The following is a 25,616-nucleotide window of genomic DNA, read 5'->3' on the forward strand; positions in this document are numbered from 1 at the left end:
TCACAGCAAGGGGCTGGCGAAGGCCAACGGGCAGGGCGGGCCCTCCCATTGCCAGGTCGGGCTGAGGGCCTTGGCCACGTCGGCGGCCGGGTCCGCGCCGGGGCGGAAGGATCCCCCGCGGGACAGTTCGGCCCACGCGGTCGCCTCGTACCGCTGGACGGCGGCGCGAGCGCGGTCGGGGGGCGTCGGCGGCCCGGTCTGGGGGTCCGCCCTGGTCAGCACGTGGACTCCGGCGGCGCGCAGCCGGTCGAGTTCGGCCCGCCAGTCCGCGCCGAGGGGGCAGGACGGCACCATGCCGTGCTGCCGGGGCGGCGCGGGGGGCCTGCGGGCGACGATGAGGGCGACCCGTCGTACGGCCTCGCCGGCGCGGGGCGGCGCCGTGGCGAGGGGCACCAGTGCCGTGAGCGCGTCCTCCAGCGAGGACACCGTGTCCTGGCGGCGGCGGGCGGGGTGCCAGGTGTCCAGCGCGTGGAGCGCGGCCACGGCGGGCCCGGCCGGGACCGGCGGCATCAGCAGGACCGGCCGGGGGGCGTAGCCGTTCTCGTGGATCGCGTGGTCGTAGTGGCCAACGGCGCCGACCCGCAGGCCGCCGCCGGTGCCGGGGTCGCGGGCCAGGGAACAGATGAGGTCCCGGACGAAGGCCAGCCGCTCCTCGGTCTCGGCGGCGTCCGCCCCGCTCAGCTCGACGGTGCAGAAGACCTCCAGCCGCGGGGGGCGGACGATCCGCCGGGGGAGGCGGGTGAGCAGCGCGGTCAGGTCCAGGGGGGTGGGGTCCAGGGGGGTGGGGGCGGGGGCGGTAGCGCCGGGGGTGGTCGGGGCGGGGCCGGTCGTGCCGGGGGCGGTCGTGCCGGGGGCAGTCGTGCCGGGCGGGTGCCGTCCTTCCGTGCTCCCGCCGTCGCCCGCCGGGCGGGTGCCGTCGCCGGGCCCGGCGAGGGCCACCTCCCCGGGTCCCCGCAGGACGAAGGTGAGCCGGGCCGATTCCAGGGGCCCGAGGGCGGCCCGCCCCACGCCGAGGACCGCCGGGCCCGGGCCCGTGTCCTCGCCCGCCGGGGGGCCTGCCAGTACGGGCAGGAGCACGGAGGTCCCGGTGACCCCGCCGTGCACCGTGACGGTGGCGGTCGCGTCCGCCCCGTGGCGGAGCCGGACGCCCGCGGGGAAGAGCACGTGGCGGTGCACGTCCACCGCGCCGGTCCGCCGGTCGGCGCGCGCCAGCAGCAGGGAGTGGTCCACGGGGAGCGGTGCGGTGCGCAGCACCCCCCGCACGGCGTCCGCCGTCGTGACGCCGTACGCGTCCCCGCCCCGGCGGAGCAGCTCGGCCCGTGGGGGGCGGGTGCGGCGGAACGCGGCGGCGGCCCGGTCCAGCAGGGTCCAGCCGGGGCGGCTCACCAGCAGCACCGTGGAGCCGTCGCGGGGCGGGGGCAAGGACTCCGTCAGCCAGCGCAGCACGGCCGCGTCGAAATCCCTCCGGCCGACCGGGGATATCTCGCCGATGCCTCCGGCCAGCTGGAACCGGCGGATTTCCGGGTGGGGGTCCAGAGCGGGGACGAGGGAGTCCCATTCCGCGCTCCCGGCGTCCTTCTGCCGGGGTATTCCGTTTCCGTCGAGGTATGCCTTGATCACGTTTACGCGATCGGGACCGAATTCGAAGAACAGCAGTTCCCGGGACCGCCCGAAGATCAAATCATCGAGTATTTCAAGCCATTCGGCCGGCCCTTGAACCGGCGTACCCTCCCCCGGACCCACCGGCCGGTACTGCGGTACGCACTCCGCCCCCCGCTCGTCCTGCCCGGCCCCCGGTAACCCTCCCCGGACCACCGCCGCGAGCCGCGCGGAGGCGTCCGTAGACACGCCCGTACCCGCTCCCGCACCCTCATGCGCACCCGCTCCGGCGCTCCCGCTCAGCGCCGCCGCCCGTACGTCCCAGGCGTGCGCGGCGGCCGCCAGGGCGTCGGCCGCCCGGCGCACGTCCCACTCGGTCAGCTCCCCCAGGACCAGCTCGCCCCGCATCCGCCACCGGCAGACCGCGCACAGGTCCCCCTCTTCGGGAGTTCCGCACACCGGGCATGCTTGATCAATACGGGTCCCCCGCATCCACCGACTCCCGCCCCCCGTACAAACCGCCGGAAATGCTCAAGCCCAGCGGTTCCGAAACCCGGCTGTCGCCCGACATGTAACCGGGATCACGCACCTTCAGCGGAATCATGGTGGCACAACCGAGCCGGAATGTGACGTGTTTTGCACAGCCCCCGGCTCGGTGGTCATCTGTTTGGTTTCGGAACGTTCATCGGACCTGGTCCGGACGACGCGGGCGGGCCCGGGCGGACACGGGCGGACACGACGGCCCGCCCGCGCCCGCCCTTGGCCGGCCCGCGCGCAGATCGCGGGATAGCGGATAGCGGATGGCGGATGGCGGATGGCGGATGGCGGATGGCGGATCAGTTGACCTCCCGGTCCAGACCGGACCAGTAGGGCTCGCGGAGCTTGAACTTCTGGATCTTGCCCGTGGCCGTGCGCGGGATCGCCTCGCGGAACTCCACGCTCGTCGGCGCCTTGTAGCCGGCCATCCGCTGCTTGCAGTGGGCGATGATGTCGGCCTCCCCCGCCTCGGCTCCTTCGGCGAGGACCACGAGCGCCTTGATCGTCTCGCCCCACTTCTCGTGCGGCACGCCGATGACGGCGACCTCGGCGACCGCCGGGTGGCCGAAGATCACATCCTCGACCTCGATCGACGACACGTTCTCGCCACCGGTGATGATCACGTCCTTCTTCCGGTCGGAGATCGTCAGGTGCCCGTCGGCCTCGTCGAGGTCGCCGCCGTCGCCGGTGTGGAACCAGCCGTCCCGGAGCGCCGCCGAGGTCTCCTCGGGCTTGTCCCAGTAGCCGTCGAGCACCACGTTCGAGCGCGCCAGGACCTCACCGGACCCGGAGACCTTCAGCTTGACCCCGAGCGCGGGCAGTCCGGCGCGCGACAGCTTGCGCGCCCGCTCCTCGGCGGGCAGCTCCGCGTCGGAGGGCCGGGCCCGGTTGAAGGTGAGCAGGGGCGAGGTCTCGGTCAGGCCGTAGATCTGGGTGAACTCCCAGCCCATCTCCTCGTCCATCCGCTGGATCATCCGGCTCGGCGGCGGGGCGCCGGCACACACCACGCGCACCCGGTCGCGGCCCGGGATCTCCCCCTCCCAGGTCGCCGCCGCGTCGAGGACCGCGTTCCACACGGCCGGCGCCCCGCACATGAGGGTGACGCCGTGCTCCTCGACCCGTCGCAGGATCTCGCCGCCGTCGACCTTGCGCAGGACCACCTGCTTGACGCCGAGTCCGGCCATCACGTAGGGCATTCCCCAGCCGTTGCAGTGGAACATCGGCAGCGTGTGCATGTAGACGTCGCGTTCCCACACGCGGGTGTGCAGGCCGAAGGTCAGCCCGTTGACCCAGATGTTGCGGTGCGTCAGCTGCACTCCCTTGGGGCGGGCGGTGGTGCCCGACGTGTAGTTGATCGTCGCGGTGGCGTCCTCGTCGGGCTTCGACCACGGGCGCGGCTCGACGCCGAAGCGCATCAGCTCGGTCTCTGTCTGCTCGCCCAGGACGAACCGGTGGCGCGCCGTGACTCCGGACAGCGCGCCGTCCAGCTCCGGGTCGACGAGCAGGACCGAGGCCCCGCTCTGCCGCACCACGTACGCGACCTCCTCGGGCTTGAGGCGGAAGTTGACCGGTACGCAGACGCGCCCGCTCATCGGCACCGCGAACAACAGCTCCAGCAGCCGGGCCGAGTTGTGGCTCACCACGGCCACTCTCTCGCCCTCCCCGACACCGAGCGCGTCGAAGCCCGCCTGCCAGGCCCGCACGCGCTCGCCCAGCCGCCCGTACGTCGACACGGGCACCGGCGCGCCGGGCTGGTCCGGCTCGTCGATCACTCCGGCACTGGACGGGAACCCCAGCTCGGCCCGGTCGAGGAAGTCCGCAACAGTCATAGGAACCCGCATAGCCCACTCACTCCTGAATCCCGGATCGCCAGAACACCCGTACGGAGGAACGGCACCGCGCGGCGGGGGCCGTCGGCGGCGCCGAACTCCGATCATGAGGGCATCGTGCCGTGCCGGACGGGCGCTCCACCAGGGTGGCGTCAGCCGCGGATTGACCCGAAGCGCACGGGCCCCGGACCCCCGCCCATCCCGGCGAGCAGCGCTTCCCCCTCGGCGACGATCTCCTCCTCGACGCCCCGGGGGTGCCTCCCGAACAGTTCCACGACCAGCCCGTCGCCCTCCGTCCGCCACAGCCCGGCCAGGAACCCGTCGACGAGCAGGGTGCAGTGGGACTGGTTCCCGGTCCAGGCGCGGCCCTTGTGCTCGGGGGCGATGACGCGGGCACGGTCGGCGTGGGAGAGCAGCAGGTTGTCGAACTCGGGGAGGAAGCGGGGCGGCGCCGGGGTGTCGGCGTCGGGGCGGGGCGCGTCGGGGAGGTCGAAGAGCTCGGCCCCGTTCTCGTCGCGGAAGACGAGCAGCCGGGGCCGGAGCCGCTCGAAGGCGGGGCGCAGGCGGGTGAGACCGGCCCAGGTCTGCATGTCCTTGACGGAGGCGGGCCCGAAGGCGCCGAGGTAGCGCAGCACCACGTCGTCGACCGTCTGCGCCCGCACCCCGTCGGCGTTCGCGCCCAGCCACCGCTCGACGGTGGTCAGCCGCACCTGCCCGCTGCGCCCCCACACCCCGCGGGGGGTGACCTGCACGAGCGGGAGCAGGCAGCGGGCGGCCACGGACAGCGACTGGGGGTCGGCCGCGGGCCACTCCCGGAGCAGCTCCTCTCGGATCTCCCCCATGGTCCGCGCCTCCTCCTCGACGAAGCTCCGGGCGCGGGCGGCGAGCCGTACGAGGTCCACCCCGACCAGTCCCTTGCGGAAGTAGCCCACCTCGCGGTCGCGGGCCGGCTGGACGAGGGGGCGCAGGGTGAGTGCGTCGCGGGCGGTGTGCGTATGGATGGTCGAACGCACGGTCACCATCCGGACCACCTCCCGGGACTCCATGAGCCCCGACAGCACGCCGGGCCCGAACCCGGCGAGCCGGGCGTGCAACTGGTAGTAGGGCGGCTTGACGTTCTGGGCCTGGAGTCCGATGAGGTGCGTGACGGCATCCTCCGCGGACATCTCGGCGCGGCTCAGCAACAGCTGCCGGGCGAGCGTGGCACGGTTCAGCGAGCGGATACCGAGTACGGGGTGCGTCGTGGAGGCCATAAACCCACGCTAACCCTCCTTGCGGACATCCCCTGTCCGCAATCCCCCTCCCCCTCCCCGCCCTATATCCTGCCCTTTGCCCGTAAACACCCGTTCGACCGGGAGCTGACCTGCGATGCCGGAGCGCCCAGACCGCCGCCCCTCCTCCCTGCCCGCGAAGCGCTCGGGGTGGCTGCGCCCGTCCGGCCCCTCCTCGCCGCCCCCGCCCGCCGCCTCCGGCCCGGCGGGGTCCCTGGCGCCCGTCCCCCCGGACCACCGCAGCGTGATCGACTCCGCGGTCTACCGCGACGGCCGCCGGGTCGCCTCCCCCGCCACCCTCGCCGACACCTTCCGCCAGCTGCGCGAACAGCACGGCGGCATGGCCTGGATCGGCCTGTACCGCCCCACGGAGTCCGAACTCCACTCCCTCGCCGCCGAGTTCAACCTCCACCCGCTCGCGGTCGAGGATGCCCTGGAAGCCCATCAGCGCCCCAAGCTGGAGCGCTACGGCGACACCCTCTTCGTGGTCCTGCGCGCGGCCCGCTACCTGGACGCCCCGGAGGAGGTCGACTTCGGGGAACTCCACGTCTTCGTCGGCCCGGACTTCCTGATCACGGTCCGCCACGGCGCCGCCCCCGACCTCTCCGCGGTCCGCCGCCGCATGGAGGAGACCCCGGACCTCCTCTCCCTGGGCCCGGAAGCGGCGCTCTACGCGATCCTCGACGCCGTGGTCGACGGCTATGCGCCCGTCGTCGCGGGCGTCCAGAACGACATGGACGAGATCGAGACCGAGGTCTTCCGCGGCGACCCCGAGGTCTCCCGCCGCATCTACGAACTCTCCCGCGAAATGGTCGAGTTCCAGCGCGCCACCCGCCCCCTGGTCGGCATGCTCCACGCCCTGATGGCCGGCTTCGCCAAGTACGGCACGGACGAGGAGCTCCAGCGCTACCTCCGCGACGTGGCGGACCACGTCACCCACACCAGCGAACGCGTCGACGGATTCCGCCAGGCCCTCACCGAAATCCTCACGGTCAACGCCACCCTCGTCTCCCAACAACAGAACGCCGAAATGCGCGCCCTGGCCGAAGCCGGCTTCGAACAGAACGAGGAGATCAAGAAGATCTCCTCCTGGGCCGCCATCCTCTTCGCACCCACGTTGGTGGGAACGATCTACGGCATGAACTTCGAGACCATGCCAGAACTGCACTGGGCGGCGGGGTACCCCTTCGCGATCCTGCTGATGGCGGTGGTCTGCGTCAGCCTGTACGTCATCTTCAAGAAACGCGACTGGCTGTAGCCGGCGCATCGACACCGTTGATCAACTTGGCTCTTGCGGACGCATAGAGGCAGCCCGCAGGGCCCCCTGGGGAGAATCTGGGGAGAATGCGCAGCCCGCCCAGGCCAGGCACTCCCCCGCACCTTGACGCCGGCCCTCCCGCATCGCCGATCACCTTCGACGGTACGAGGTTGCGGAGGGCGTCGATGTCCGACCCCCTGTCTAGCCTGTCTCCGTGAAGCCCACCGATGACCGCCAGTTCCCCGCCGCGCTCGCCACTGCGATGGCCGTTCGATTCGACTACGCCGACGGGAAGACCGGGGTCGACTTCGAACCCTTCCCGGCCTTCCTGTCCGCCGCCGAGACCACCGACTGGTTCCAGGCATGGACCGGGAACAGCGAACTGGACGGCAACGACTTCCGCGTGTTCGGACAGGACGGCACGGGCGGGTACGCGGCGATCTGGCTCATCCGCCCGAGCCGGCCACTGGCCGAGCAGCCCGTCGTCTTCCTCGGATCCGAGGGCGAGACCGGTGTCGTCGCCCGCGACCTGGGCGACTTCCTGTGGCTCCTGGCCGACGGCTTCGGCCCCTGGGAAGCCGCAACCTCCTACGAGCCCGACTGGAAGGCGCACCCCAATCCGGAGTTGGCATCCATTGCCGAAGGGTTCGCACCGAACCAGCGTCGGTCGGCGGCAGCCGTAATCGAGCTGGCGGCTCAGGAGTTCCCCGACTTCGACGACACCATCATGGAGCTCTGCCGCTGAACGCAGCGCCGTCGTCGCGGACGTTCATTCAAGTCCCCGACGCCGGGAGCCATGGGGAAGGCGAGGACAATCTGGTCCTGGAGGCCCGCGAAATGCCGGCCGCCGGACGGGACGAGGAGGAGGTCTTCGCCGAACTGGCCACGCACACCAGCGACTGGGGCGCCTCCGCGTTGGCTGTGTGTCTGGCCCTCGAAGTGCCCCGGACGGACGCCGAAACCCGAATCCGCGAGGCTCGACCGGGTGCTGGACGGTCGTGGTGAGCGGATCCCTGACCTGTTGTGGACTGCCGCCCGCTCCCGCAGAGGGTTTCCTGGCGGCGTGATCTCCTGGTTTCGCACCGGGGAGCTCACGAAGGTGTTCCTGCTCTTGCACAGACCCGGTTCCGGAACGGACAGGGCTCACCTCCCGAGTTCCGGGCGGCCATGGTTACGGCTGGGGAACGCCTGGCAACCGAGAACGGCGAGGCCCTCAGGTACGTACTCGGGCACCGTGCCGAGCAGCGCGCGGATGGCCGCACGTCCCTTGCCGCCCGCTTCCGGCATGAAGTGGGCGTAGGAGTGGAGGGCGTGGTCGGACTTGAGTGACCGGGCCACCGGGCGAGCGTGACGGTGGACTGGCCCGCTTCGAGGAGGACGGAGGCGTAAGTGTGCCGGAGCACGTGGAAGCCGTCCTCGCGCGAAGCCTTCCACCGCGCACCCTTCTCCCGTGCGGGAATGACTCCGGCCGCAGCGAGGGCCGGCTTCCAGGCCTCATCGTTGAAGATGTTGGCGCTGATGGCGTTGCGTACGTCGCAGTGAGGACGAGCGGGAGGCTCTGCTTCTCCCGGTCGGGGCTCCGGTCCGCCCCAGGGGAGCTCGACGTCGCCCGCCGGATGGTCGAGGAAGTACGCGCCCAGTTCCGTGGCCACCGACCGGGGCGTGTCGACGATGCGCGTCTTGCCACCCTCGGGCAGGGCGAAGTAGAGACGCCCGGTGAGGAGCTGCACCTGCCTCGTAGGGAGAAGCTCACGAACGCCTTCCGGTTGCTTGCGGAATGCGGTTCCGGAACGGTGGGGCTCGCCTCCCCGTGGACCGGGTCGGGTCGTGCACGCGGCAGGGCTCAGCGAACGACGCTGACGTAGTTGCGGACTGCGGTCGGGGTGGAGCACAGCCCCGTCGGCCGAGTCGGTGCGCACGTGTTCACGGGACGGCAGCCGCCGGATGCGGGCACTCGTTTCCGGCGGGCGGAAAGGTGATTTCGCTGCATCACCGCCACGTCCCTTGCGAGTGTGGTGAATTCGCTTCCGCGGCGGTTCCGGCCGTCGCGCGGTTTTCCTCGGATTCCGAGTGATACGGGGAACACCGGACGGCTGCCGCATGCCACCCGCTCCACCTATTGGCCGAAATCAGTTGGCAGTGGCCGGATAGCGACCTGCCCCTTCGTGGAATGCGGAGTGGTCGTGAAGAGACTTCCCTCTCCGGCTCCGGTTCACGCACCTGCTTGCGCAGTCGGTTCGGCTCCCCGGTGACCGTGCCGGGGTTCTCTGCCGCAAGGCCGGCCCGCTTCAACTCCCCCGCTACGGGGCGAAACCCGCGGTAACACCCCCATCACGGATTTCTCCATCCGATCCTCACGAGGTGATCACGAACAGGGCAAGACTCGGTATCGGTGAACTGGTTGCTTCCGCGCCGTTGACGGTGTCTCAGGTGGATGTGAGGGAATGTCGGGCCTCCCGTGAAGAACTGCTTAACAGAGCGGTGGCGGGGGCGGCGGCCGGCGGCGGATGCGGGGGTGAAACGGCATGTCAACCCGCAGCTGTGGTAGTCGGGTTGGGCGTATGAGGGGCCAAAGCGGGCGTCGAGGGGGCCGAGATCCGGGTGATAGCATCCCCGCATCTGTGATCTTGATCCATTTTGACGCAGATGCTGATTTGCGATCGGCGGCATGTTCCTCGCGTAGCAGCAGGTGAACCGCGCCGATCAGCTGTGTTGCGGGGCCTCGCGAGGTGTATCTGCAGCCGTCCGCACGCCATGCGCCGGGAAAGGTTTCCATGAATCGAGACGCACTTGTGTGGTGCTTGGTTGCGGTGGCGGCGATAGCCGTTGCCGCGGTCGTGGCACTCGTCGCCCGCAACAGAGCGCTGGAGGCGAAGAAGGAGCACACCGAGGCCGAACTGAGGCACCAGCTGCTCGCGGCGGACAGCCACCTGCACGCGTCGCGCGCCGAGCTGCAGAGGTTCCGGAACGAGCAGGACGCCACGCTCCGCGAGGCCAAGGAAGCGGCGGAGGAGAACACCAAGTCCGTCCTCAAGGGTGCCGCCAGTCTCCTGCAGAGCCTCGCCGCCGAGCAGACGACGCTGCTGGACGGCATCCAGCGCAAGTACGGTGGACACGCCGTCCTCAGCGACCTGTTGGACGTCAACCACGCCAACGCCCAGATGGCGCGCAAGGCCCAGGGCATCGCCGTCATGTGCGGTGCGCCGCTCGGCCGGCGCAACCGGCCCGCCAGCGTCTACGACGTGGTGCGCAGTGCCCAGGGCCAGATCCGCAACTTCCACCGGGTCGCGATCATGCAGCAGACCGGTCTCGCCCTCAAGGCGTCCGCGGTCGCGCCCGTCGCGCTCGCCGTGGCGGAGCTGCTCGACAACGCCGCCAGCTTCTCGCAGCACGACGCGCCGATCGAGGTGACGTTCCAGCGGGTCCAGAACAACCTGTGCATCGTCATCGACGACGCCGGCGTCAGCATGAACGACGAGGACCGGCAGCGGGCGACCGCGCTGCTCTCCGGGGAAATCGCTCCCCGCCTGTCGCAGCTCGGCACCCAGCCCAAGTTCGGCTTCCCCGTAATCGGCCTGATTGCACGTCAGCACGGCTTCAAGGTGGACGTCACCGGAGTCTCCCGGTACGGCGGCGTCAGGGCCGTCGTCCTCTTGCCCGAGGAGCTGTGGACCATGGAGGAGATACCGCCCGTCCAGGAGGCTCCGGTCAGCAACATCCGGCGCGCCTCCGAGAACCGGCCCCACAGCGCGCCCCACAGCGCGCCGCACAGCGCACCCCAGAGCGCGCCCCCGAGCGCCCCGTCGCGCACGATGCACGGTCTGCCCAAGCGCGGCGCGCGCCAGGCGCCCATCGCCAGCGTCCCCGATCCCGAGCCCCGCCCCGACACCACCTGGGCGGCGCCACGGAGCCCGGAAGAGACGGGCCGCGCTTCCGGGCGCAGCCTGGGGGCCTTCCAGCGCGGCACGCTCTCCGGCCGCAACCTTGACGCCACCTCGTTCGAAGGGCCCGAAGACGCATGACCGCAGACCTGTCGTGGATGCTTGAGGACATCGTGCACAACGTGCCCCGCGCACGTCACGCCGTCCTGCTGTCCGCGGACGGCCTCCCTCGCGGTGCGACGGAAGGCCTGGCCGAGAACGATGTGCGCACCATCTCCGCCGCCATGGCCGGAATGCAGTCGCTCAGCCGGGCGACGGCCCACTTCGCCGGACCGGAGAAGGACCGGCAGTGGAACCAGACCATCATCGAGTTCTCGCACGGCTGGAACTTCCTGATCGGTGCGGGGCAGGGCTCGTACCTCGCCGCCGCGGCCGCGCCCGATGTGGACATGCAGCAGATCTCCTTCCGCATGCACCGCCTCGTCGCCCGACTGGGCAACAACCTCACCTCGCCGCCGCGGGTGGGCCACGAGGACGCCGGAGGAGCGCGGGGGGACCAGCCCCGGCGGCAGAGCCCCGGTGACGCGAAGTTCGTCCTCGGCGCGCTCGACCGGGTGGTGTCCGAGGTCAAGGGCGCCCGGCACGCGGTACTGCTGGGATCGGACGGCCTTCCCCGCGGGGCGACCACCGGGATGAGCCGTGACCTGGCGGACACCATCTCCGCGGCCATGACGGGCATCCACGCCTACAGCCGGGTCACCTCCCAGTTCGCGGGGGCCGCCGAGGACGCGGAATGGCGTCAGACGGTCATCGAGTTCCAGCACGGCTGGATCTTCCTCCTGGCCGCCGGCCCCGACGCCTTCCTGGCCGCCGCCGCCGAACAGGCCTGTGACATCGAGGAGCTCACCACCCGGCTGCACTCGGTGGTTCCCAGACTGACCGCGGCGGCGACACCGGCGAAGGGGACGGCACATGCCTGAGGGGCCCGGACAGGACGAAGAGCTGGAGCTGACGTCTCCGTTAGTCCCCCTCTTCGTGATCACGAACGGACGGGCGCTGCCCCCGGACCACGAGTACGAGCACACGACGCTCGTGACGGCGACGGGGGCGGAGAACGGACAGGTCGCGGCGCGCACGCTGTCCCCGGAAGCGGGGCAGGTCATGGACCTGGTCGCGGACGGATTCCTGTCCGTGGCCGAGGTGGCGGGGCACACGCACCTGCCCCTGGGCGTGGTCCGCATCCTGCTGGCGCAGCTGGAGGAAGACAGCCTCATCCTCGCGAGGACACCGATACCGCGCGCCGAACGTGTCGACAGAGAACTGGTCAGCGCCGTGCTCGAAGGCCTGAAGAATCGATTCGGAGCGTAAACGCGTGTACCTGGATCCAGATGTCTCCCACGCGGTGAAGATCCTCATTGTGGGGCACTTCGGGGTCGGCAAGACCACCTGCATCGGCAGCCTCTCCGAGATCGAGCCCCTGCGGACCGAGGAAGAGATCACCGAGGCCAGCGTGGGCTTCGATGACCTGTCGGGCACCCCCGACAAGACGACCACCACCGTCGCCATGGACTTCGGCCGGCTGACCCTCAGCGACACCCTGGTGCTCTACCTCTTCGGCACGCCCGGCCAGGAGCGCTTCAAGGAGATGTGGGAGGAGCTCTCCCGGGGCGCGCTGGGCGCGCTCGTCCTGGTCGACCCGGAGCGGCTGCACGAGTCCTTCCCCGTCCTGGACCTCGTCGAGCGCTTCGGCCTGACGTACGCCATCGCCGTGAACCACTTCGAGGGCACCACGCACTACCCGCTCGACGAGGTGCGCGAAGCGCTGAACCTCACCGACGAGACCCCTGTCGTGGAGTGCGACGTACGGGACGAGAACTCCTCGGCGCAGGCCCTCATCACCCTCGTGAAACACCTCATGTCCCAACTCGGCTAGGAGCGCAGGAATGCAACAGCCACGTGAACCGATGGAGATACCCCCCGGCTGCCCCGCGCACGGGAACGTCCAGATGTACGGTCCCTCGTTCGGAGCCGACCCCGACAGCCACTACGCGCAGCTGCGCCACTACGGACCCAGCGCGCCCGTGGACATCGCCCCCGACGTCCAGGCCGAGCTCGTCACCAGCTACGACGCCGCCCTGTACGTCCTGCAGAACCCCGCCTCCTTCGTGCGCGACTCCCGCCGCTGGAACGCCCTCAACGAAGGGCGCGTCCCGGCGGGCAGCCCGGCCCTGCCCATGATGGGCTACCGCCCCAACGCCCTCTTCAGCGACGGCGCGGCACACGCCCGGCTGCGCGGGGCGGTGACCGACAGTCTCGCGACCGTCAACGAGCACCAGCTCATCCGGCAGACGCAGCAGTCCGCCAGCTACCTGATCAGCCAGTTCAGTACGGACATCCGCGGCCAGGCGGAGCTGATGGCCGAGTACGCCCAGCCGCTGCCCCTGCTGGTCTTCAGCGAGCTGTTCGGCTGCCCGCCCGAGATCGGCGACCGCGTGATCGCCGGGATCAGCGGCATCTTCGAGGGGACCCCCGGGGCCGACGAGGTGCTCGGCGGGGCGCTCACCGAGCTGATCGCCCTCAAGCGGCGGCGCCCGAAGGACGACCTGACGACGCGTCTGATGGAGCACCCGGCCCAGCTGAGCGACGAGGAGGTGCTGCACCAGCTGGTCACCCTGCTCTCCGGCGGCACCGCGCCGCTGGCCGCGGCCATCGGCACCAGCAGCGCCCTGTACCTCGGGGAGGACTGGCAGGTCGGCCTCCCGGTCGAGGACGCGGTCTCCCAGACCCTCTGGAACTACGCGCCGATCGCCAACTACGCGGCCCACTACCCGACGCACGACGTCGAGCTCGGCGACAGGGTGGTCCGGGCCAACGACCCGGTGCTCATCTCGTTCGCCGCGGCCAACACGGACCCGAAGCTGACCGAACACCGCGAACAGCTCAGTGCCAAGGCGCACCTGGCGTTCGGGGCGGGTCCGCACGCCTGTCCCGCCAAGGACCCGGCTTTCATGATCACCGTGACCGCCGTCGAGACGCTGCTCAACCAGCTTCTCGACGTGGAGATGCGCGTCCCGTTCAAGTCGCTCACCTGGGCGCCGAGTCCGTGGAGCCGCACCCTGGTCACCCTCCCGATCCGCTTCACCCCGAGGGCCGCCCCCCAGGCGTCCAAGCCGGCCGGTACGAACGCGGGCCAGACCTCGCAGCAGCAGGCGGCGGTCTCCTCGCCCACCGTCGGCCCCTCGCGCACGAACACCGGTGCCGCGCCGCAGCCCAAGGGCGGCCTGTTCAGCCGCTTCCTGGCCTGGACCAGGGGCGAGTGAGCCGAGTGTGATTCTAGTAACCTCCTGCGTACTCCGTGGTAGTGGATGCTCTAACGATCATGTGGGTAGGCATGGCGGCTGGTTCTCAGAAAGGAGCCGCCGTCATGGGGGTTGCCACAACTCCGTCGTACGACCGCCGGGCGTCCGCCTCCCTCTTCTCCCGTCTGCGGACGGCAAGAGGGCAGGCCGACCCCTTCCCGATATACGCCGAGCTCCTCGCGCGGGGTGAGGTGGTCCCCGCCCCCTGGGGCGGCTTCGCCGTCACCGGCTTCGCCGCCTGCGACCAGGTCCTGCGCAGCCGTCAGTGGCTGGAGCCCGACCGGGAGTGGCGGGAGCGCCAGGGGCCCGGGACGCGCTGGAACGCGCCCTCCTCGCGCGAGATGAGCAACACGCTCGCCGCCCTCAACGCCCCGGACCACACCAGGGTGCGCCGGGCGGCGGGCACGTTCGACCGGTCCACCGTGGAGCGCATCGGCCGCAATGTGGAACGGAGCGCGGATCGGCTCCTCGACGCCTTCACCGAGCGAATACGCACCGGCGAGGCGGACTTCGCGGAGCTCGTCTGCGAGGAGCTGCCGGTCGCCACCATAGGGGACTGGCTCGGACTGCCGCGGGCCGACTGGGCCATGCTCCGCCAGTTGACGCACGATCAGGTCTTCACCCAGGAACTGCTGCCGTCGGCCAGCCAGCTGGCCCTGTCCGACACGGCCACCGCCGAACTCCGCGCCTATTTCATGGAGCTGGTGCGCGACCGGCGCTCCCACCCCGGGAACGACCCGGTCACCGGGTGGATCCGGACGTGGGACGAGATCGAGCCCGACCGGGACAAGGCCGACGAGGCGGTCTACTTCCTGGTGCTGTTCGTCCTGCTGGCCGCCCTGGAGACCACGGCGACCCTCCTGTCGACGATGACGCTGCGGCTCGTCGAGAGCCCGGAGCGCTGGGACATGGTCGCCGACGACCCGGACCTCGTCCCCGGGTTCGTTGAAGAAACGCTTCGCTACGACCCGCCCACCCACGTGATCAGCCGGGTCGCCCCGCACGACACCGTACTGGGGGGCATCGAGATCCGCCGGGACGAGATGGTCCACCTCATGGTCGGGGCGGCGCACCGGGACCCGGCCAGGCACGGTGACCCGGACCGGTTCGACCCCGCACGCGTACCCGGCCACCTCGCCTTCAGCGGCGGCATCCACTACTGCCTCGGCGCGCCGCTGGCCCGCCTCGAAGCCCAGACCCTGCTCCGCCAGCTGATCCGGCGCCTTCCCCGTCTCACCCTCGTACGCCCCCCGTCGATGGCGCCCCGCGTGGCGTTCCGGCGCCTCCTGAACCTGGACGTGGCCCTCGCATGACCGAATGCACCCCCTCCCCCGTGCGCACCCGGACCGCGCCCAAGGCGATCCGTGCCGAGCAGGACGGCCCCGTCCTGCACGTCCGCCTCAACCCGTGGGGGCAGGACGACACGCTGGACACCGCGGTCCTCGACGACCTCATCTCCCTGCTCGACGACCTCCACGAGAGACCCGACGTCCGGATCCTGACGCTGTCGTCGCTGGGTCCGGACTTCTGCCTGGGTGCCGACCGCGACGAGTACCGGGAGGCGCTGGCCGACGATCCGTCGGGGGCGGCCCTGCGGCGCATCGCCGACAAGGCGCACCGCCTGTGCCAGGCCCTGGAGACCACCCACGCGGTCACCATCGCCCGGCTGCACGGGCGGGTCATCGGCGCGGGCCTGGCCCTCGCCGCCTTCTGCGATCTGCGCGCGGGGGCCGACGACAGCCGCTTCCGCATGCCGGAGGTCGGCATCGGGCTGCCGCCGGCGTGGGGCGGGGCGATGGGGCGCCTGGTCTCCGAGGCCGGCACCTCCAGGATCCGCGAGCTCATGCTCACCTGTGACGTCTTCGACGCCGACACCGCCCAGCGGATCGGTCTGCTCCACCGGACCGCCCCGCTCGACCGGCTGGACAAGGTGATCGACTCCTGGACCAGGCCCCTCGTGCGGCGTTCGCCCGAAGCGCTCGTGCTGACCAAACGGATGCTGGCCGGCTTCGCGCGGGCGGACCGGACCGCGGACGTCTCCCTGCTCGACTCCCATCTCCTGTCGGCCGCCCTCCGCGGGCACGCCGGGGGCTGATCCCCCCGGGCCGCCGCGGGCGTCCGGCCCGTCGGGTCAGGTGCCCGCGCGCGTGGCCGGCGCGGACGCCCGGCGGTACCCGATGTTGACGGCGGCGGCCCTGGCCAGCGCTGCGGGGTTCAGGAAGCGCAGCGGGCCGATCAGGCGGGAGGCGAACAGGTACATGTGCCGCGCCATCGCCTCGTCGCGGGCCGCCGCCGAGAAGACCAGCCGTTCCCCGGGGTTGAACGGGCGGGCCCTGGCGAAGTCGACGGCCAGGTTCTGGTGGCCGCGCAGCCGGCGGCGGTGGGTACGGGCGTACGCCGCGAGGGATCGGTCGAGGTCGCCCCGGCCGGTGGCCGCGGGGGCGACCGCCTCGGCCAGCCACTGCGCGGACTGCAGGGCCCACCCGCAGCCCACCCCCCACAGCGGATCCCCGGTCAGGGCGGCGTCACCGATCAGCGCGATGCCCGGGGCGGTCGGATCGCGGGTGACCAGGGGGTAGTCGACCGTTCCGATGATCTTGCTGACGCGTTCGGCGGAGTCCACGGGCGGCGCCTCGGGCAGGGCGCGGACGAACGAGAGGAAGCTCCCCTCCAGGTCCTCCCGGAAGGCGGGCAGCCGCTTCTTGTCCGGGAGCACCGCGAGGACCGTCACCCCGTCGTCGTTGGGGAACGCGTAGGCCATGTCGGGTTCGAGGAACCAGGTCCGGCCGATCCCGCCGGGCAGCGGGAGGCCGCGGAAGTGGGCGAGGTAGCCGAAGCGGCCGTTCTCGTGCAGCCGGGTGGGCACCCCGGCGAGCGTGGCCACGGCCGAGTCCTTGCCGTCGGCGCCGACCACCAGGCGGGCCCGGATCTCCCGTTCGCCCTTCGGCGTGGACGCGCGCACGCCCACGGTCCGCCCTGCTTCCCGGACCAGCCCGGTCACCCGGTGGCCGGCGAGCAGGTCCACGCCGGGGGTACCCGCCGCACGGGCCCTGATCAGCGGGTCGAGGACGCTGCGCCGGATGTTGTACGCGTACGGGAGCCCGGGCCCGCCCGGCACGGCCCTCGGCTCGATCCAGCCCCAGCGGGTGTACCAGCGGGCCTCGTTGCGGACGGCCCCCGCCTCTTCGAGGGCGGGGACGAGGCCGAGTTCGTCCAGCACCGGGTAGGCGTTGGCCGTGAGGGAGTGGGTGCACAGCACCTTGTACGCGCCGGGGTCCGAGCGGCGCTCCAGCAGCGCGACGCGGACCCCGCGCCGGGCGAGCAGGATCGCCGCGGCGCTGCCGCCCGGGCCCGCTCCGCTGATGACGACGTCGTAGTCGTGTCCCGCGCTCTCGGGGTTGGTCAAGCTCTCGGGGTTGGTCATGCGCTGATCGCTCCCTTCGGGTGGTGCACCGGCGCCGCTGTCAGGAACATGCCCAACTGTAGGCGTCCCGGGGCGCCGGTGACCGTCACCGGGCTACGGTTTCTCCGGTGCCCGGTTCAGGGCGCGGACCGCCGGGACGCTCAGCATCACGCCGATGCACACCACGCCCACGGCCGAGGAGAACAGCAGGACCCGGTCCGCCCCGAAGGCGGAGGCCGCCGGGCCCGCCAGGGCGCGGCCCACGGGGATGACCATGATGGAGCCGGCCACGTCGTAGGCGGAGACGCGGCTCAGCACGGCCAGCGGGATGTGGGACTGCACGCTCGTCGCCCACATGACGCCCCAGAACGCGAACCCGCAGCCCGCCACCGCCCCGGTCAGGGCCGTCACGGTGAAGTTCCAGCCCAGCGCGGGGGCGAGGGGGTTGAGGGAGAAGAAGAACATCGCGCAGGCCCCCGCGACGAGCGGGCGGCGGGGCCGGACCCGCATGCCGAGCAGGCCGCCGACGATCGTCCCGGCGCCGTCGGCCGAGGCGATCCAGCCGTATCCCCCGGCGCCGTGCTGTTCGGTGAGCAGGGTCGCGCCCAGCGGGAGGGCCGGGCCGAAGACGAAGAGGCCGTACACCGCCCATACGGAGATGACCCCCCACAGCCAGGCACGGGAGCGGAACTCGTGCCATCCGGTCGCCAGCCGCTGCCACATCGGGGCGTCGCTCGCGTCCCGGGCGGTGCCGAGCCCGCGCAGCGGCGCCAGGCCCAGGGCGCTGAGCGCGTACGCCGCCGCGATGACCACGAAGGATCCCGCGACGTTCCAGTAGGCCACGAGGAGACCGGCGATGCCGGGGCCGAGCAGGGTGCAGATGGCCTCGGAGATCCGCAGGAGGGCGTTGGCCCGCTGGATGTCCTCGGCGACCCGGGGGACCAGGCTCGCCAGGCCCGGCTGGAACATGGCGGTGGCGGCGCCGCTGAGGGCCAGCAGCGCCATGACGTGCCACAGGCGTACGTGGGAGCCGGCCAGCAGCAGTGCCAGCGCGAGCATGACCACCGTGCGCACCACGTCCGCGCCGACCATCATCACCTGCGGGGTGAACCGGTCGGCGAGGACCCCGCCGAACAGCACGAGCAGCACGATCGGCGCCATCCACGCGGCGAGCGCGTATCCGACGCCGGACGCCCCGTACCCCGTGCCGAGCACGGCGGTGGTCAGCGACACCATCAGCATGCCGTCGCCGAGCAGCGAGGTGCTGCGGGCGGTGAAGAACAGCCGGAACCGGCCGGAGCGCCACGGGCTGGGCGCAGGGGCCTGCCGGTCCCGCTGCGCGGTTGCCTCATCCATCGTCATGTCACATCGGCCTGCCGGCCGGTCCCTTCGCCGAGTATCTGCCGGTGGAGCCATGCACGGGTCCGGTCCGCCTCCGCGGGCGGGTGCCGGACGATCACGTACCGGCCCGGGGCCAGTACTCCGGGGCGGCCGGGGAGCGCGTCCATCAGCGCGGCGTGGGCCCGCGCCGGGGTGAGCGGGGTGTCGCCCGCCGCGATGTACGCCGTCAGGGCGTTCCGCGTCGGCGCGCTCCCGGCCGGGGCGTCCGCGGTGACGTGGACGGGCAGGCCGTCCAGGGCCCGGCTCAGCGTGGCGGCCACGAGCGGCGGCGACGTCCAGGAGCCGTCCACCCGGAGCCACTCTGGGCCGCGTTCCGCCGGCCGGACCCCCGTCGCCGAGGTGAGCGAGGCGAGCGGTACGTCCTGCGTGGCGGCCGCTTCCAGGAGCCGTACCAGACCGGTGAGGAGGCCCTCTGCTTCCGCACGCCCGAACAGCTCGGGGTCGGCCCACATGCCGAGGTGCAGCAGGGGGCCGGTCGCGTGGACGAAGGTGAGCAGGCGGGTCGGCAGGACCTGCTCGGGGCCCCAGGTCAGCTCCAGCTCGGGCCCGTCCGGGTCCCGGTCCGCGGCCCCGGACTCCCCCGGGGCGGCCCGCGGGCCGTCCGCGGTGAGGGAGGCCACGGTGGGCGGGAGCGTGCTCACGTCGTTGAACACGACGTCGCGCGCGAACCTGCTGCCGCGCTCGTAGGTGGCCCCGTCGATCACCTCCCACAGGCGGAGCGCGTCGAACCGGCTGTGCCGGTAGGCGTTGAGGGCGGCTCCCCAGGCCTTCTTGAGGAGCGCGTCGAAGGACGGCACCCGTACGTCGAGGGAGAGCAGGGCGTCTTGGGAAAGGGTGTTCACCGAGCGCGCGAGCCGGGGGTGGTACCGGTTGGAGGTCGGGGCGGCGATGACGCAGGCTTCCTGCCCGGCGCGGTGGGCGACGAGCGCGCACCAGGCGGTCAGCAGCACGGTGGACGGCAGGGCGCCGGTGCGTGCGGCCACCCGGGCCAGCGCGCGGGCGGCCCGCCGCGACCGGAGGGTGAGCAGGGGCGTGCCTACCTCGGTGCCCTCGGCACCCGGCTCCGCGAACATCGCCTGGGGGCCGGTGCGGATGATCCGCTCCCAGTGCCGCAGCGATGCCTCGGACGTGCGCAGACCGGCCGGGGTGGCCTCCTCGGCGGCGAGGTCGAGGGGGGTGAGCGAGGCGGGCGGCCCGAGCTCCTCCCCCGCGAGCAGGGCGAGCCATTCCTCCTTCAGCACGGCGAGGGCGCCTGCGTCGGTCACGGCGTGGCTGGCCGCCATGGCCACGGACACGGGCGCGCCGGCGCGTGTCAGCAGGCGGATGCGCAGGGGGAAGTCCCGGTCCAGGTGGAAGCGTTCCTCGCGGGCCCGGCGGGCCAGCGACTCGGCGTACCCGAGGACGTCGTCGGGGAGTTCCGCGTGGTCGAGGACGGTGACGGCGAACCGTCCCGCGGACGCGACGGCCTGCTCGCGGGGCGTGCCGCCGGGGGCGTGCGGGAAGGTGGTGCGCAGGGCCTCGTGCCGTACGACGAGGGAGCGCAGGGCTTCGACCACCGAGTCCGTCCGGGTCCCCACGGGGACCGGCCACACGTCGTGGATGTTGATGTGGGCGGGCTCGTCCCGCAGCATGCAGCGGATCATGTTGGCCTGCCCCATCGTGACGGGGCCCCGGCGCTCCTCCCCGCCCGCGTAGGTGACGGTGAGGGTGTGCGTGCTCCCCGGCGTGCGGGGGCGGCTCATGCGGTGCATCGCGCGGACTCCCGGTGCTGCGGGACCGGGCGGCCGTGCGTGCGGCTCGCGCGGGTCAGGTCCTGCCAGGCGTCGGCCAGGAGGGCGAAGTCCTCCATGTCCCGGCGGGCTTCGTCGAGGAGCCGGTCGCGGCGGGCGGTGAGCGCGTCGGCGGCCGTGGCGTAGCGGCCGCCCAGGGTCCGGTACGAGCGGTCTAGGACGTCGAGCCGTCTGGCGCCCTCCGCGGGGGCCGTGCGGGCGCCGTCCCTGAGCAGGGCGGCGACGGCGGCGGTGCGGACGTGGCCGTCGGGGTCGAGCAGCGCGTCCCCGGCGCGCCTCGTCGCGGCGTACACGGTGTCGAGGTGGGGGCCGAGGAGGAGGAACTTGGCGAAGCGCAGCTGGTAGGCGAGGAAGCCCTCGTCGGAACGGCGTTCGCCGGTGTGGAAGTTGACGATGTGCCGGTTGTGGAGGACGCCCGGCAGCCGTGCGTCGTGGACCAGGTGGAGGAGGAAGTAGTCGCTGCCGATGGTGTCGGTGGCCGGCGGCAGCGGCACCCGGCCGTAGACCTCCCGGTCGAGGGCGATGTTGCACATGTCGACGCGTGTCGGGCTGACGCTGGTGAGGGTGGTGCGGTCGCCGCCGAACGCGGTGGTCCCGGCGCCCCTGAAGGACTCCGCGATCAGGTTCCTGCGCCAGATCTCCGGGTGGTCCGCGGGGACCGAGAGGCCCACCACGTCCTCGTAGACGGACGGGTCGAGGCGCTGGATCTCCGCCACGTCCACGGACATCTCGCCGACGAAGGAGCCGCCGACCAGGGCCACCGGCCGGTCCGCGCAGGCGGGGTCGAGCCTGCTGCGGGTGACGAGGGCGGACACGTCGGCGGCGCGCCGCCCGAGGGAGGCCAGCTCGTGGTGGAGGGGGAAGACCGGCTGCCCGTCGAGGTACTGGTAGCGGCTGTCGGAGTCCCGGCGGTGGACCGAGGTGCAGCCCAGGGCCTCCGCGATGAGGAAGGCGCGGTTGGTGCAGGCTCCGTAGGAGACGCGGGACGGCAGCATCAGGTCGAGCAGCTGTTCGGGCGCGGCGGCTCCGGACCGGGTGATCACCTCGCGCAGGAAGGCCCGCTGCCCGTCCTCGTCGAGGTGGTGCACGACCACCCCGGGAACCTCGGGCAGGGCGGCGACCGTCTCCCGGTGCCCGGCGAGCGCCGGGGCGTCGCAGGAGTCGAGGACGAGGAGGTGCACCTCGGCGCCGAACCGGCGGGCCCCGTACGCGGCCTCCTCGGCGACGGCCCTGATCGTGGCGGCGCAGGGGCGGTTGGTGGGAAGGGTCAGGCAGACACGGCGCACGCCGGCTCCCCGCTCTGGTCGGTGGGGGCCGCGGCGCCCGGCTCGTTCCAGGACGTGAGCCCGAGCAGCCGGCTGCCGAGCTCGTTCAGGGTGGCCGTGGGGTAGCGCCGGGACTCGTGCAGTACGGGGTCGCCGACCAGGGTGCGGTTCCAGCGCGGGGTCCGCAGGTGCCGCCAGGCGTCGACGCGGGAGTGCCGCAGCCGCTCGTGTTCCTCCAGGGCCGGCATCATCGACAGGTACTGGACCGCGCGCACCTGATCCCGGGAGACGTTGCGCGCCACGCCGTGGGCGAGCAGGCCGTTCCAGATCAGCAGGTCCCCGGGGTGCAGGTCGGGGCGTACGACGGGGTACTCGGTCCGGTCGGCGCCGGGCCGCAGGGGGTCCCGGTCGGCGGGCTGTCCGGCCTTCCAGGCGTCGAACCGGCGGAACAGTTCGGGGCTGCACTGGAAGCCGCCCGTCTCCGGCCGGGTCTCGTTGAGCGCGATGATCCCCTGGACCCGCTGCGGCGGGACGCCGAGCGTGGTGTCGATGTCCCAGTGCAGTTCGATGTCGAAGCCGCGGTCCGTGGGCTCGATCAGGGCGCGGTCGCGGTTGCCGGTGTTGGGCGGGTTGAGGTTGAGCCGGTCCTGGGTGACCCAGAGTTCCTCGCAGTCCCACACGTCGACGAAGGCGTCGTAGACCCGCCGCGCCTGCCGGTTGTCCCACAGGAGCTGGTGGTGGTACGCCTCCACGAAGCCGTACACGTGCAGTTGCCGGTCCAGGTCGGAGCGCATCGGCCGGTCCTCGTACCAGCTCTCCGGCCGGTCCGGGTCGAGGCCCTGGAACTCCCAGGTGAAGTCGAGCAGGCGGCGCGCCGCTTCGGCCGGGACCGCCTCGCGGACGATGACGTAGCCGTACGTCTGCCAGTGGGCGAAGTCCTCCTCGGACAGCACCCGCAGCGGTCGCGACTTCTTCAGCTCCCGCAGGGTGGTCTGGGCGAGGTAGGACTCGCCGTCCGCGCTGAAGTACGGCAGGTCCGAGGCGGCGCGGTGGAGACGGGGGCGGCGGCGTGGAGCGGGTGTCGTCATGCGGTCCCTCCAGAAAGGGAGTCGGGGCGGCGGTTCGGCGCGGCGGCGCGCGTGGCCGCGCCGTCGGAAGCTGGGGGGGAGGGGCGGCGGGGACACGCGCGTCCTCGGCGGCGGGACAGCGCGGCGCGACCCTCGGCGGAGGCCGGTGGCGGACGGCACGGACGGATGGTCACGCCGTGGCGCGGTTGCGTGGACCGCGCCGATCGGCGGAATTGGTTTAGACCATAACGGTTGCCAAGTGGCATCTCAATACGCGGAGTTGCCTTGAACCGGAGCCCCTAACTCCGCTCGACCGTCCGGCAGGTTTGGTCTAGACAATAGCCGCACGGGCGGCTTAGTGTCCTGATGCGCAGTCCGCCCCTAATCGGACATTCGACGTGTTCGCCGCTGCGCACCGTCGCGGTCAACGCCGACCGCACGTGCGGGCCTTCACCCCCGTCCGTGCCCGGTGGGAGCGCGTGGGCGCCACCGCGGGAACGCGGCGGAGCACACGCGGCGACCACCGCGCGCACCACGGCCGGCGCGGCCGCCGCGCCCACCCGTGCGGCCGGCGCCTCCGCCCGTCCATCCATGCCCAGAGGAAGCGGTTCCCATGAGCACACCCAGCATCACGGCCCTGCCGGACGGCGGCCTGAAGAGCCCGGGTGCGGGCCTGATCACGCTGGATCCGGTCCGCACCGCCCTGCTGCGCGGACTGGACGACCTGCTCACGGGGCTGGCCGCACGGCTCGGCGCGCCCGAGGTCCTCGGTCCGCCGCTGCTGTCGGTGGAGGGGCTGGCGCGGCTCGACTTCTTCCGCAACTTCCCCCATCTCGGCGTCTCCGCGGCGCGTTTCGCCCCGGCAGCGCTCGACGGGCTCGCCGCCGGCGAGGCGCCGGGGGACCTGCCGCTGCGGCCGACCGGCCACCTCCTGCCGTCCGCCACCTGCTACGGGCTGCTGCTCTCCCTGGAGGGCCGGGACGTGGGCGAGGAAGGCCTCCGCCTCTCCGCCAGCGGCCGTTGCTTCCGCAATGAGACCCACTACGACGGGCTGCGCCGCCTGTGGGGCTTCCACATGCGGGAGGTCCTCTACCTCGGCACCAAGCAGGGCGCGGTCGAACACCTGGAACAGGGCGCCGGGTTCATCCTGGAGGCCGCCGCGCGGCTCGGGATGGAGCTCGACCGGGCCGTCGCCGACGACCCGTTCTACGACAAGGGGGGCGCCCGGGCCCGGCTGATGGCCCTGGACCCCGTCAAGCACGAGTTCTCCGCCCCCGACGGCACGGCCATCGCCTCCGTGAACCGGCACCGCAACTTCTTCGGCGAGCGGCTGGACATCCGCGCGGGCTCGGCCGGGCCGGCGTACAGCGCCTGCGTCGCCTTCGGTCTCGAACGCTGGGTCCACGCGATGGTCCTCACCCACGGCTCCCCCGAACGGGCCCTGGACCGGCTGCACGACGCCGCCCTCTGAAGCCGCGGTGGGGCGGCCCGCCCCACCTCTCACGTCACCCCCGCAACAGCAGCAAGGAGCGACTCTCCCCATGGACCGCATCGCCGCGTGGCTCCACGAGAAGAACCCCGGCCTCGACGGCCCCATCGCCGCCGACGAGGACCTCATCGAGGCACGCCTGATCGACTCGATGGACTTCCTGGAGTTCGTCGACCTCCTGGAGAAGCTCTCCGGCACCACCATCGACCTCCAGGAGGTCACCATCGACGACTTCCGCACCCTCGACAACGTCCAGAAGCGCTTCCTGGCCGCGTGCCCCTGACCGGCGGCGCGGAGCGGGACCGGGACACGGGCATCGCGGTGGTGGCGACCACCCGGGAGGTCCTGGCCCACCCCGCACTCCACGAGGGCCTGCTCGCGCCCTGGGAACGGCGGCGGCTCGCCGGGATCCGGCTGCCGGGCCGGCGCGACGACGTACTGGCGGCCCGGCTCCTGGTCCGGCTGTGCGTCGCCCGGCACACGGGCCTGTCCCTGCGCGCATCGGCCCCGGCGCAGCTGTGCCCCGGGTGCGGACGGCACGGCCACGGTCGCCCGTACCTGCGCGGCCGTCCCGGGCTGGGGCTCAGCCTGAGCCACGCCGACGGTCTGGTCGCGGCCGCCGTGGGTGCGGGCGCCGTCGGCATCGACGTCGAGCCCTCGGCCCGCCGCCCGGGCCCGCTGCGCGTGCTCCGCCGCCTGTTGCCCGAGGCGGACCTGCGCGAGGCCGCGGCCCGGCCGGACGCGGGTCCGGCGCTGCTGCGGCTGTGGGTCCGTGAGGAAGCCCGGCTGAAGGCCGGCCGGCACGGTCTGCGGCTCCTCGCATGGCAGGACCACGACCGGGCGGCGGTGGCGGCCGTTGCCGCCACCGCCGCCACCGTGGTCCTGCCCGTCCTCCCCGTCCTCCCCGAGCCGGACGGGCCGCACGGGCCGGACGGGCGGGACGGACAGCCCCGTGCGGGCGGGCCCGTCACACGGCCCGGGACGCGTCCGCTTCGTGGTGGATGCCCGTGAGGAGGGCCCAGACGACGAGGAGGTTCACGGCGATCAGCACCATGGCCCACCAGGGGTAGTACGGCAGCCACAGGAAGTTGGCGATCGCTCCCAGGCCCGCGACGGTGACGCCGAAGTAACGCGCCCACAGGGCTTCGCGGAGCACCGCGACCCCCGCGAAGATCAGCAGGGCGCCGAGGATGATGTGCACCCAGCCCCAGCCCACCAGGCTGAACTCGAACACGTAGTGGCGCGTCGCGACGAACACGGGGTCCCTGGAGGCGGCGGATATGCCTTCGAGGAGCGCCATCACGCCACCGAAGATCATCAGCGCCGCGGCCAGCTGGGTGCGGCCGGACGTGTGAGCGTGATGGGGCATGGGCTGTGCTCGGCCCGCACGGGCACTGCTGGCGTCACTGGCCATGTCGGCCTCCATGGTTTGCGGAGAGCCGGTCCGGCGTACCGCGACCGGCGGAA

General features: G+C 72.4%; 22 protein-coding genes. 12 read left to right on the plus strand and 10 right to left on the minus strand.

What is annotated here, in order from left to right; all coding sequences use genetic code 11:
• The 3 genes from SLAV_RS08750 to SLAV_RS08760 all read right to left on the minus strand — a co-directional run bounded on the left by SLAV_RS08750 (position 1) and on the right by SLAV_RS08760 (position 5,218).
• A complete protein-coding gene (locus SLAV_RS08750; protein WP_159038055.1) occupies positions 1-2,058 on the minus strand; it encodes a hypothetical protein in 2,058 nt (685 codons plus the stop codon).
• Between the two features lie 377 nt (positions 2,059-2,435).
• The gene (locus SLAV_RS08755; RefSeq protein ID WP_030237591.1) at positions 2,436-3,977 is read right to left on the minus strand and encodes an AMP-binding protein; all 1,542 of its coding nucleotides are present in this window, start codon (positions 3,975-3,977) and stop codon (positions 2,436-2,438) included.
• Positions 3,978-4,117: 140 nt separating this feature from the next.
• On the minus strand, positions 4,118-5,218 hold the full coding sequence (locus SLAV_RS08760) for a winged helix DNA-binding domain-containing protein (protein WP_030237597.1): 1,101 nt from the start codon (positions 5,216-5,218) through the stop codon (positions 4,118-4,120).
• A 115-nt stretch (positions 5,219-5,333) separates the two neighbouring features.
• On the opposite strand from SLAV_RS08760, the gene SLAV_RS08765 reads away from it, so the two are divergent.
• Both SLAV_RS08765 and SLAV_RS08770 read left to right on the plus strand, forming a co-directional pair.
• Positions 5,334-6,494 carry a magnesium and cobalt transport protein CorA gene (locus tag SLAV_RS08765; protein WP_030237604.1) on the plus strand — a complete coding sequence of 387 codons (1,161 nt, stop codon included), beginning with the start codon at positions 5,334-5,336 and terminating at the stop codon, positions 6,492-6,494.
• A 214-nt stretch (positions 6,495-6,708) separates the two neighbouring features.
• Positions 6,709-7,239, plus strand: a complete 531-nt coding sequence (locus SLAV_RS08770; RefSeq protein WP_030237607.1) for a hypothetical protein — start codon at positions 6,709-6,711, stop codon at positions 7,237-7,239.
• A gap of 398 nt (positions 7,240-7,637) precedes the next feature.
• Here SLAV_RS08770 and SLAV_RS08775 read toward each other — a convergent pair whose 3' ends face one another.
• Positions 7,638-7,832, minus strand: coding sequence for a hypothetical protein (locus SLAV_RS08775; protein WP_234333815.1), 195 nt, complete (start codon positions 7,830-7,832; stop codon positions 7,638-7,640).
• 1,436 nt (positions 7,833-9,268) lie between these two features.
• On the opposite strand from SLAV_RS08775, the gene SLAV_RS08780 reads away from it, so the two are divergent.
• The 7 genes from SLAV_RS08780 to SLAV_RS08810 all read left to right on the plus strand — a co-directional run bounded on the left by SLAV_RS08780 (position 9,269) and on the right by SLAV_RS08810 (position 15,829).
• Positions 9,269-10,516, plus strand: coding sequence for an ATP-binding protein (locus SLAV_RS08780; protein WP_030237610.1), 1,248 nt, complete (start codon positions 9,269-9,271; stop codon positions 10,514-10,516).
• On the plus strand, positions 10,513-11,355 hold the full coding sequence (locus tag SLAV_RS08785; protein WP_234333816.1) for a roadblock/LC7 domain-containing protein: 843 nt from the start codon (positions 10,513-10,515) through the stop codon (positions 11,353-11,355). Before SLAV_RS08780 ends, SLAV_RS08785 begins: the two co-directional genes overlap by 4 nt.
• Positions 11,348-11,743: a DUF742 domain-containing protein gene (locus SLAV_RS08790; protein ID WP_030237614.1), complete on the plus strand. Its 396-nt coding sequence runs from the start codon at positions 11,348-11,350 to the stop codon at positions 11,741-11,743. Before SLAV_RS08785 ends, SLAV_RS08790 begins: the two co-directional genes overlap by 8 nt.
• Before the next feature lie 4 nt (positions 11,744-11,747).
• Complete coding sequence (locus SLAV_RS08795; protein WP_030237619.1) at positions 11,748-12,308, plus strand: GTP-binding protein; 561 nt, start codon at positions 11,748-11,750, stop codon at positions 12,306-12,308.
• A 10-nt stretch (positions 12,309-12,318) separates the two neighbouring features.
• The gene (locus SLAV_RS08800) at positions 12,319-13,695 is read left to right on the plus strand and encodes a cytochrome P450 family protein (RefSeq protein ID WP_030237621.1); all 1,377 of its coding nucleotides are present in this window, start codon (positions 12,319-12,321) and stop codon (positions 13,693-13,695) included.
• Between the two features lie 104 nt (positions 13,696-13,799).
• Positions 13,800-15,047, plus strand: coding sequence for a cytochrome P450 (locus tag SLAV_RS08805; RefSeq protein ID WP_030237628.1), 1,248 nt, complete (start codon positions 13,800-13,802; stop codon positions 15,045-15,047).
• A complete protein-coding gene (locus SLAV_RS08810) occupies positions 15,044-15,829 on the plus strand; it encodes an enoyl-CoA hydratase/isomerase family protein (RefSeq protein ID WP_030237631.1) in 786 nt (261 codons plus the stop codon). The genes SLAV_RS08805 and SLAV_RS08810 overlap by 4 nt, the downstream gene beginning before the upstream one ends.
• 36 nt (positions 15,830-15,865) lie before the next feature.
• Here SLAV_RS08810 and SLAV_RS08815 read toward each other — a convergent pair whose 3' ends face one another.
• The 5 genes from SLAV_RS08815 to SLAV_RS08835 all read right to left on the minus strand — a co-directional run bounded on the left by SLAV_RS08815 (position 15,866) and on the right by SLAV_RS08835 (position 22,681).
• Complete coding sequence (locus SLAV_RS08815; RefSeq protein WP_234333817.1) at positions 15,866-17,158, minus strand: NAD(P)/FAD-dependent oxidoreductase; 1,293 nt, start codon at positions 17,156-17,158, stop codon at positions 15,866-15,868.
• Positions 17,159-17,251: 93 nt separating this feature from the next.
• Positions 17,252-18,499 (minus strand): MFS transporter, encoded by a 1,248-nt coding sequence (locus SLAV_RS08820; protein ID WP_030237636.1) that lies wholly within the window; start codon positions 18,497-18,499, stop codon positions 17,252-17,254.
• On the minus strand, positions 18,496-20,280 hold the full coding sequence (locus SLAV_RS08825; RefSeq protein WP_030237637.1) for a condensation domain-containing protein: 1,785 nt from the start codon (positions 20,278-20,280) through the stop codon (positions 18,496-18,498). Before SLAV_RS08825 ends, SLAV_RS08820 begins: the two co-directional genes overlap by 4 nt.
• Positions 20,277-21,614, minus strand: coding sequence for a DUF6271 family protein (locus tag SLAV_RS08830; protein WP_051841308.1), 1,338 nt, complete (start codon positions 21,612-21,614; stop codon positions 20,277-20,279). The genes SLAV_RS08825 and SLAV_RS08830 overlap by 4 nt, the downstream gene beginning before the upstream one ends.
• Positions 21,596-22,681, minus strand: coding sequence for a phytanoyl-CoA dioxygenase family protein (locus tag SLAV_RS08835; protein ID WP_030237642.1), 1,086 nt, complete (start codon positions 22,679-22,681; stop codon positions 21,596-21,598). The genes SLAV_RS08830 and SLAV_RS08835 overlap by 19 nt, the downstream gene beginning before the upstream one ends.
• 592 nt (positions 22,682-23,273) lie before the next feature.
• Here SLAV_RS08835 and SLAV_RS08840 point away from each other — a divergent pair.
• The 3 genes from SLAV_RS08840 to SLAV_RS08850 all read left to right on the plus strand — a co-directional run bounded on the left by SLAV_RS08840 (position 23,274) and on the right by SLAV_RS08850 (position 25,160).
• Positions 23,274-24,131: a class-II aminoacyl-tRNA synthetase family protein gene (locus tag SLAV_RS08840; protein ID WP_030237645.1), complete on the plus strand. Its 858-nt coding sequence runs from the start codon at positions 23,274-23,276 to the stop codon at positions 24,129-24,131.
• Between the two features lie 70 nt (positions 24,132-24,201).
• Positions 24,202-24,432, plus strand: coding sequence for a hypothetical protein (locus tag SLAV_RS08845; RefSeq protein ID WP_030237647.1), 231 nt, complete (start codon positions 24,202-24,204; stop codon positions 24,430-24,432).
• Positions 24,429-25,160, plus strand: a complete 732-nt coding sequence (locus tag SLAV_RS08850; RefSeq protein ID WP_078950576.1) for a 4'-phosphopantetheinyl transferase family protein — start codon at positions 24,429-24,431, stop codon at positions 25,158-25,160. Before SLAV_RS08845 ends, SLAV_RS08850 begins: the two co-directional genes overlap by 4 nt.
• On the opposite strand, the gene SLAV_RS08855 is transcribed toward SLAV_RS08850, so the two are convergent.
• Positions 25,117-25,518 (minus strand): DUF7144 family membrane protein, encoded by a 402-nt coding sequence (locus SLAV_RS08855; protein ID WP_030237651.1) that lies wholly within the window; start codon positions 25,516-25,518, stop codon positions 25,117-25,119. The genes SLAV_RS08850 and SLAV_RS08855 overlap by 44 nt on opposite strands.
• Between the last annotated feature and the right edge of the window lie 98 nt (positions 25,519-25,616).

Source organism: Streptomyces lavendulae subsp. lavendulae, from assembly GCF_002803845.1.
Lineage (GTDB): Bacteria > Actinomycetota > Actinomycetes > Streptomycetales > Streptomycetaceae > Streptomyces > Streptomyces lavendulae.

Bases quoted from the DNA above. Each gene is read 5' to 3' on its own strand.
- SLAV_RS08755 (WP_030237591.1), bottom strand. From the start codon at position 3,977: ATGCGGGTTCCTATGACTGTTGCGGACTTCCTCGACCGGGCCGAGCTG.
- SLAV_RS08760 (WP_030237597.1), bottom strand. From the start codon at position 5,218: ATGGCCTCCACGACGCACCCCGTACTCGGTATCCGCTCGCTGAACCGT.
- SLAV_RS08765 (WP_030237604.1), top strand. From the start codon at position 5,334: ATGCCGGAGCGCCCAGACCGCCGCCCCTCCTCCCTGCCCGCGAAGCGC.
- SLAV_RS08780 (WP_030237610.1), top strand. From the start codon at position 9,269: ATGAATCGAGACGCACTTGTGTGGTGCTTGGTTGCGGTGGCGGCGATA.
- SLAV_RS08785 (WP_234333816.1), top strand. From the start codon at position 10,513: ATGACCGCAGACCTGTCGTGGATGCTTGAGGACATCGTGCACAACGTG.
- SLAV_RS08790 (WP_030237614.1), top strand. From the start codon at position 11,348: ATGCCTGAGGGGCCCGGACAGGACGAAGAGCTGGAGCTGACGTCTCCG.
- SLAV_RS08800 (WP_030237621.1), top strand. From the start codon at position 12,319: ATGCAACAGCCACGTGAACCGATGGAGATACCCCCCGGCTGCCCCGCG.
- SLAV_RS08805 (WP_030237628.1), top strand. From the start codon at position 13,800: ATGGGGGTTGCCACAACTCCGTCGTACGACCGCCGGGCGTCCGCCTCC.
- SLAV_RS08810 (WP_030237631.1), top strand. From the start codon at position 15,044: ATGACCGAATGCACCCCCTCCCCCGTGCGCACCCGGACCGCGCCCAAG.
- SLAV_RS08815 (WP_234333817.1), bottom strand. From the start codon at position 17,158: ATGACCAACCCCGAGAGCTTGACCAACCCCGAGAGCGCGGGACACGAC.
- SLAV_RS08820 (WP_030237636.1), bottom strand. From the start codon at position 18,499: ATGACGATGGATGAGGCAACCGCGCAGCGGGACCGGCAGGCCCCTGCG.
- SLAV_RS08825 (WP_030237637.1), bottom strand. From the start codon at position 20,280: ATGAGCCGCCCCCGCACGCCGGGGAGCACGCACACCCTCACCGTCACC.
- SLAV_RS08835 (WP_030237642.1), bottom strand. From the start codon at position 22,681: ATGACGACACCCGCTCCACGCCGCCGCCCCCGTCTCCACCGCGCCGCC.
- SLAV_RS08840 (WP_030237645.1), top strand. From the start codon at position 23,274: ATGAGCACACCCAGCATCACGGCCCTGCCGGACGGCGGCCTGAAGAGC.
- SLAV_RS08845 (WP_030237647.1), top strand. From the start codon at position 24,202: ATGGACCGCATCGCCGCGTGGCTCCACGAGAAGAACCCCGGCCTCGAC.
- SLAV_RS08855 (WP_030237651.1), bottom strand. From the start codon at position 25,518: ATGCCCCATCACGCTCACACGTCCGGCCGCACCCAGCTGGCCGCGGCG.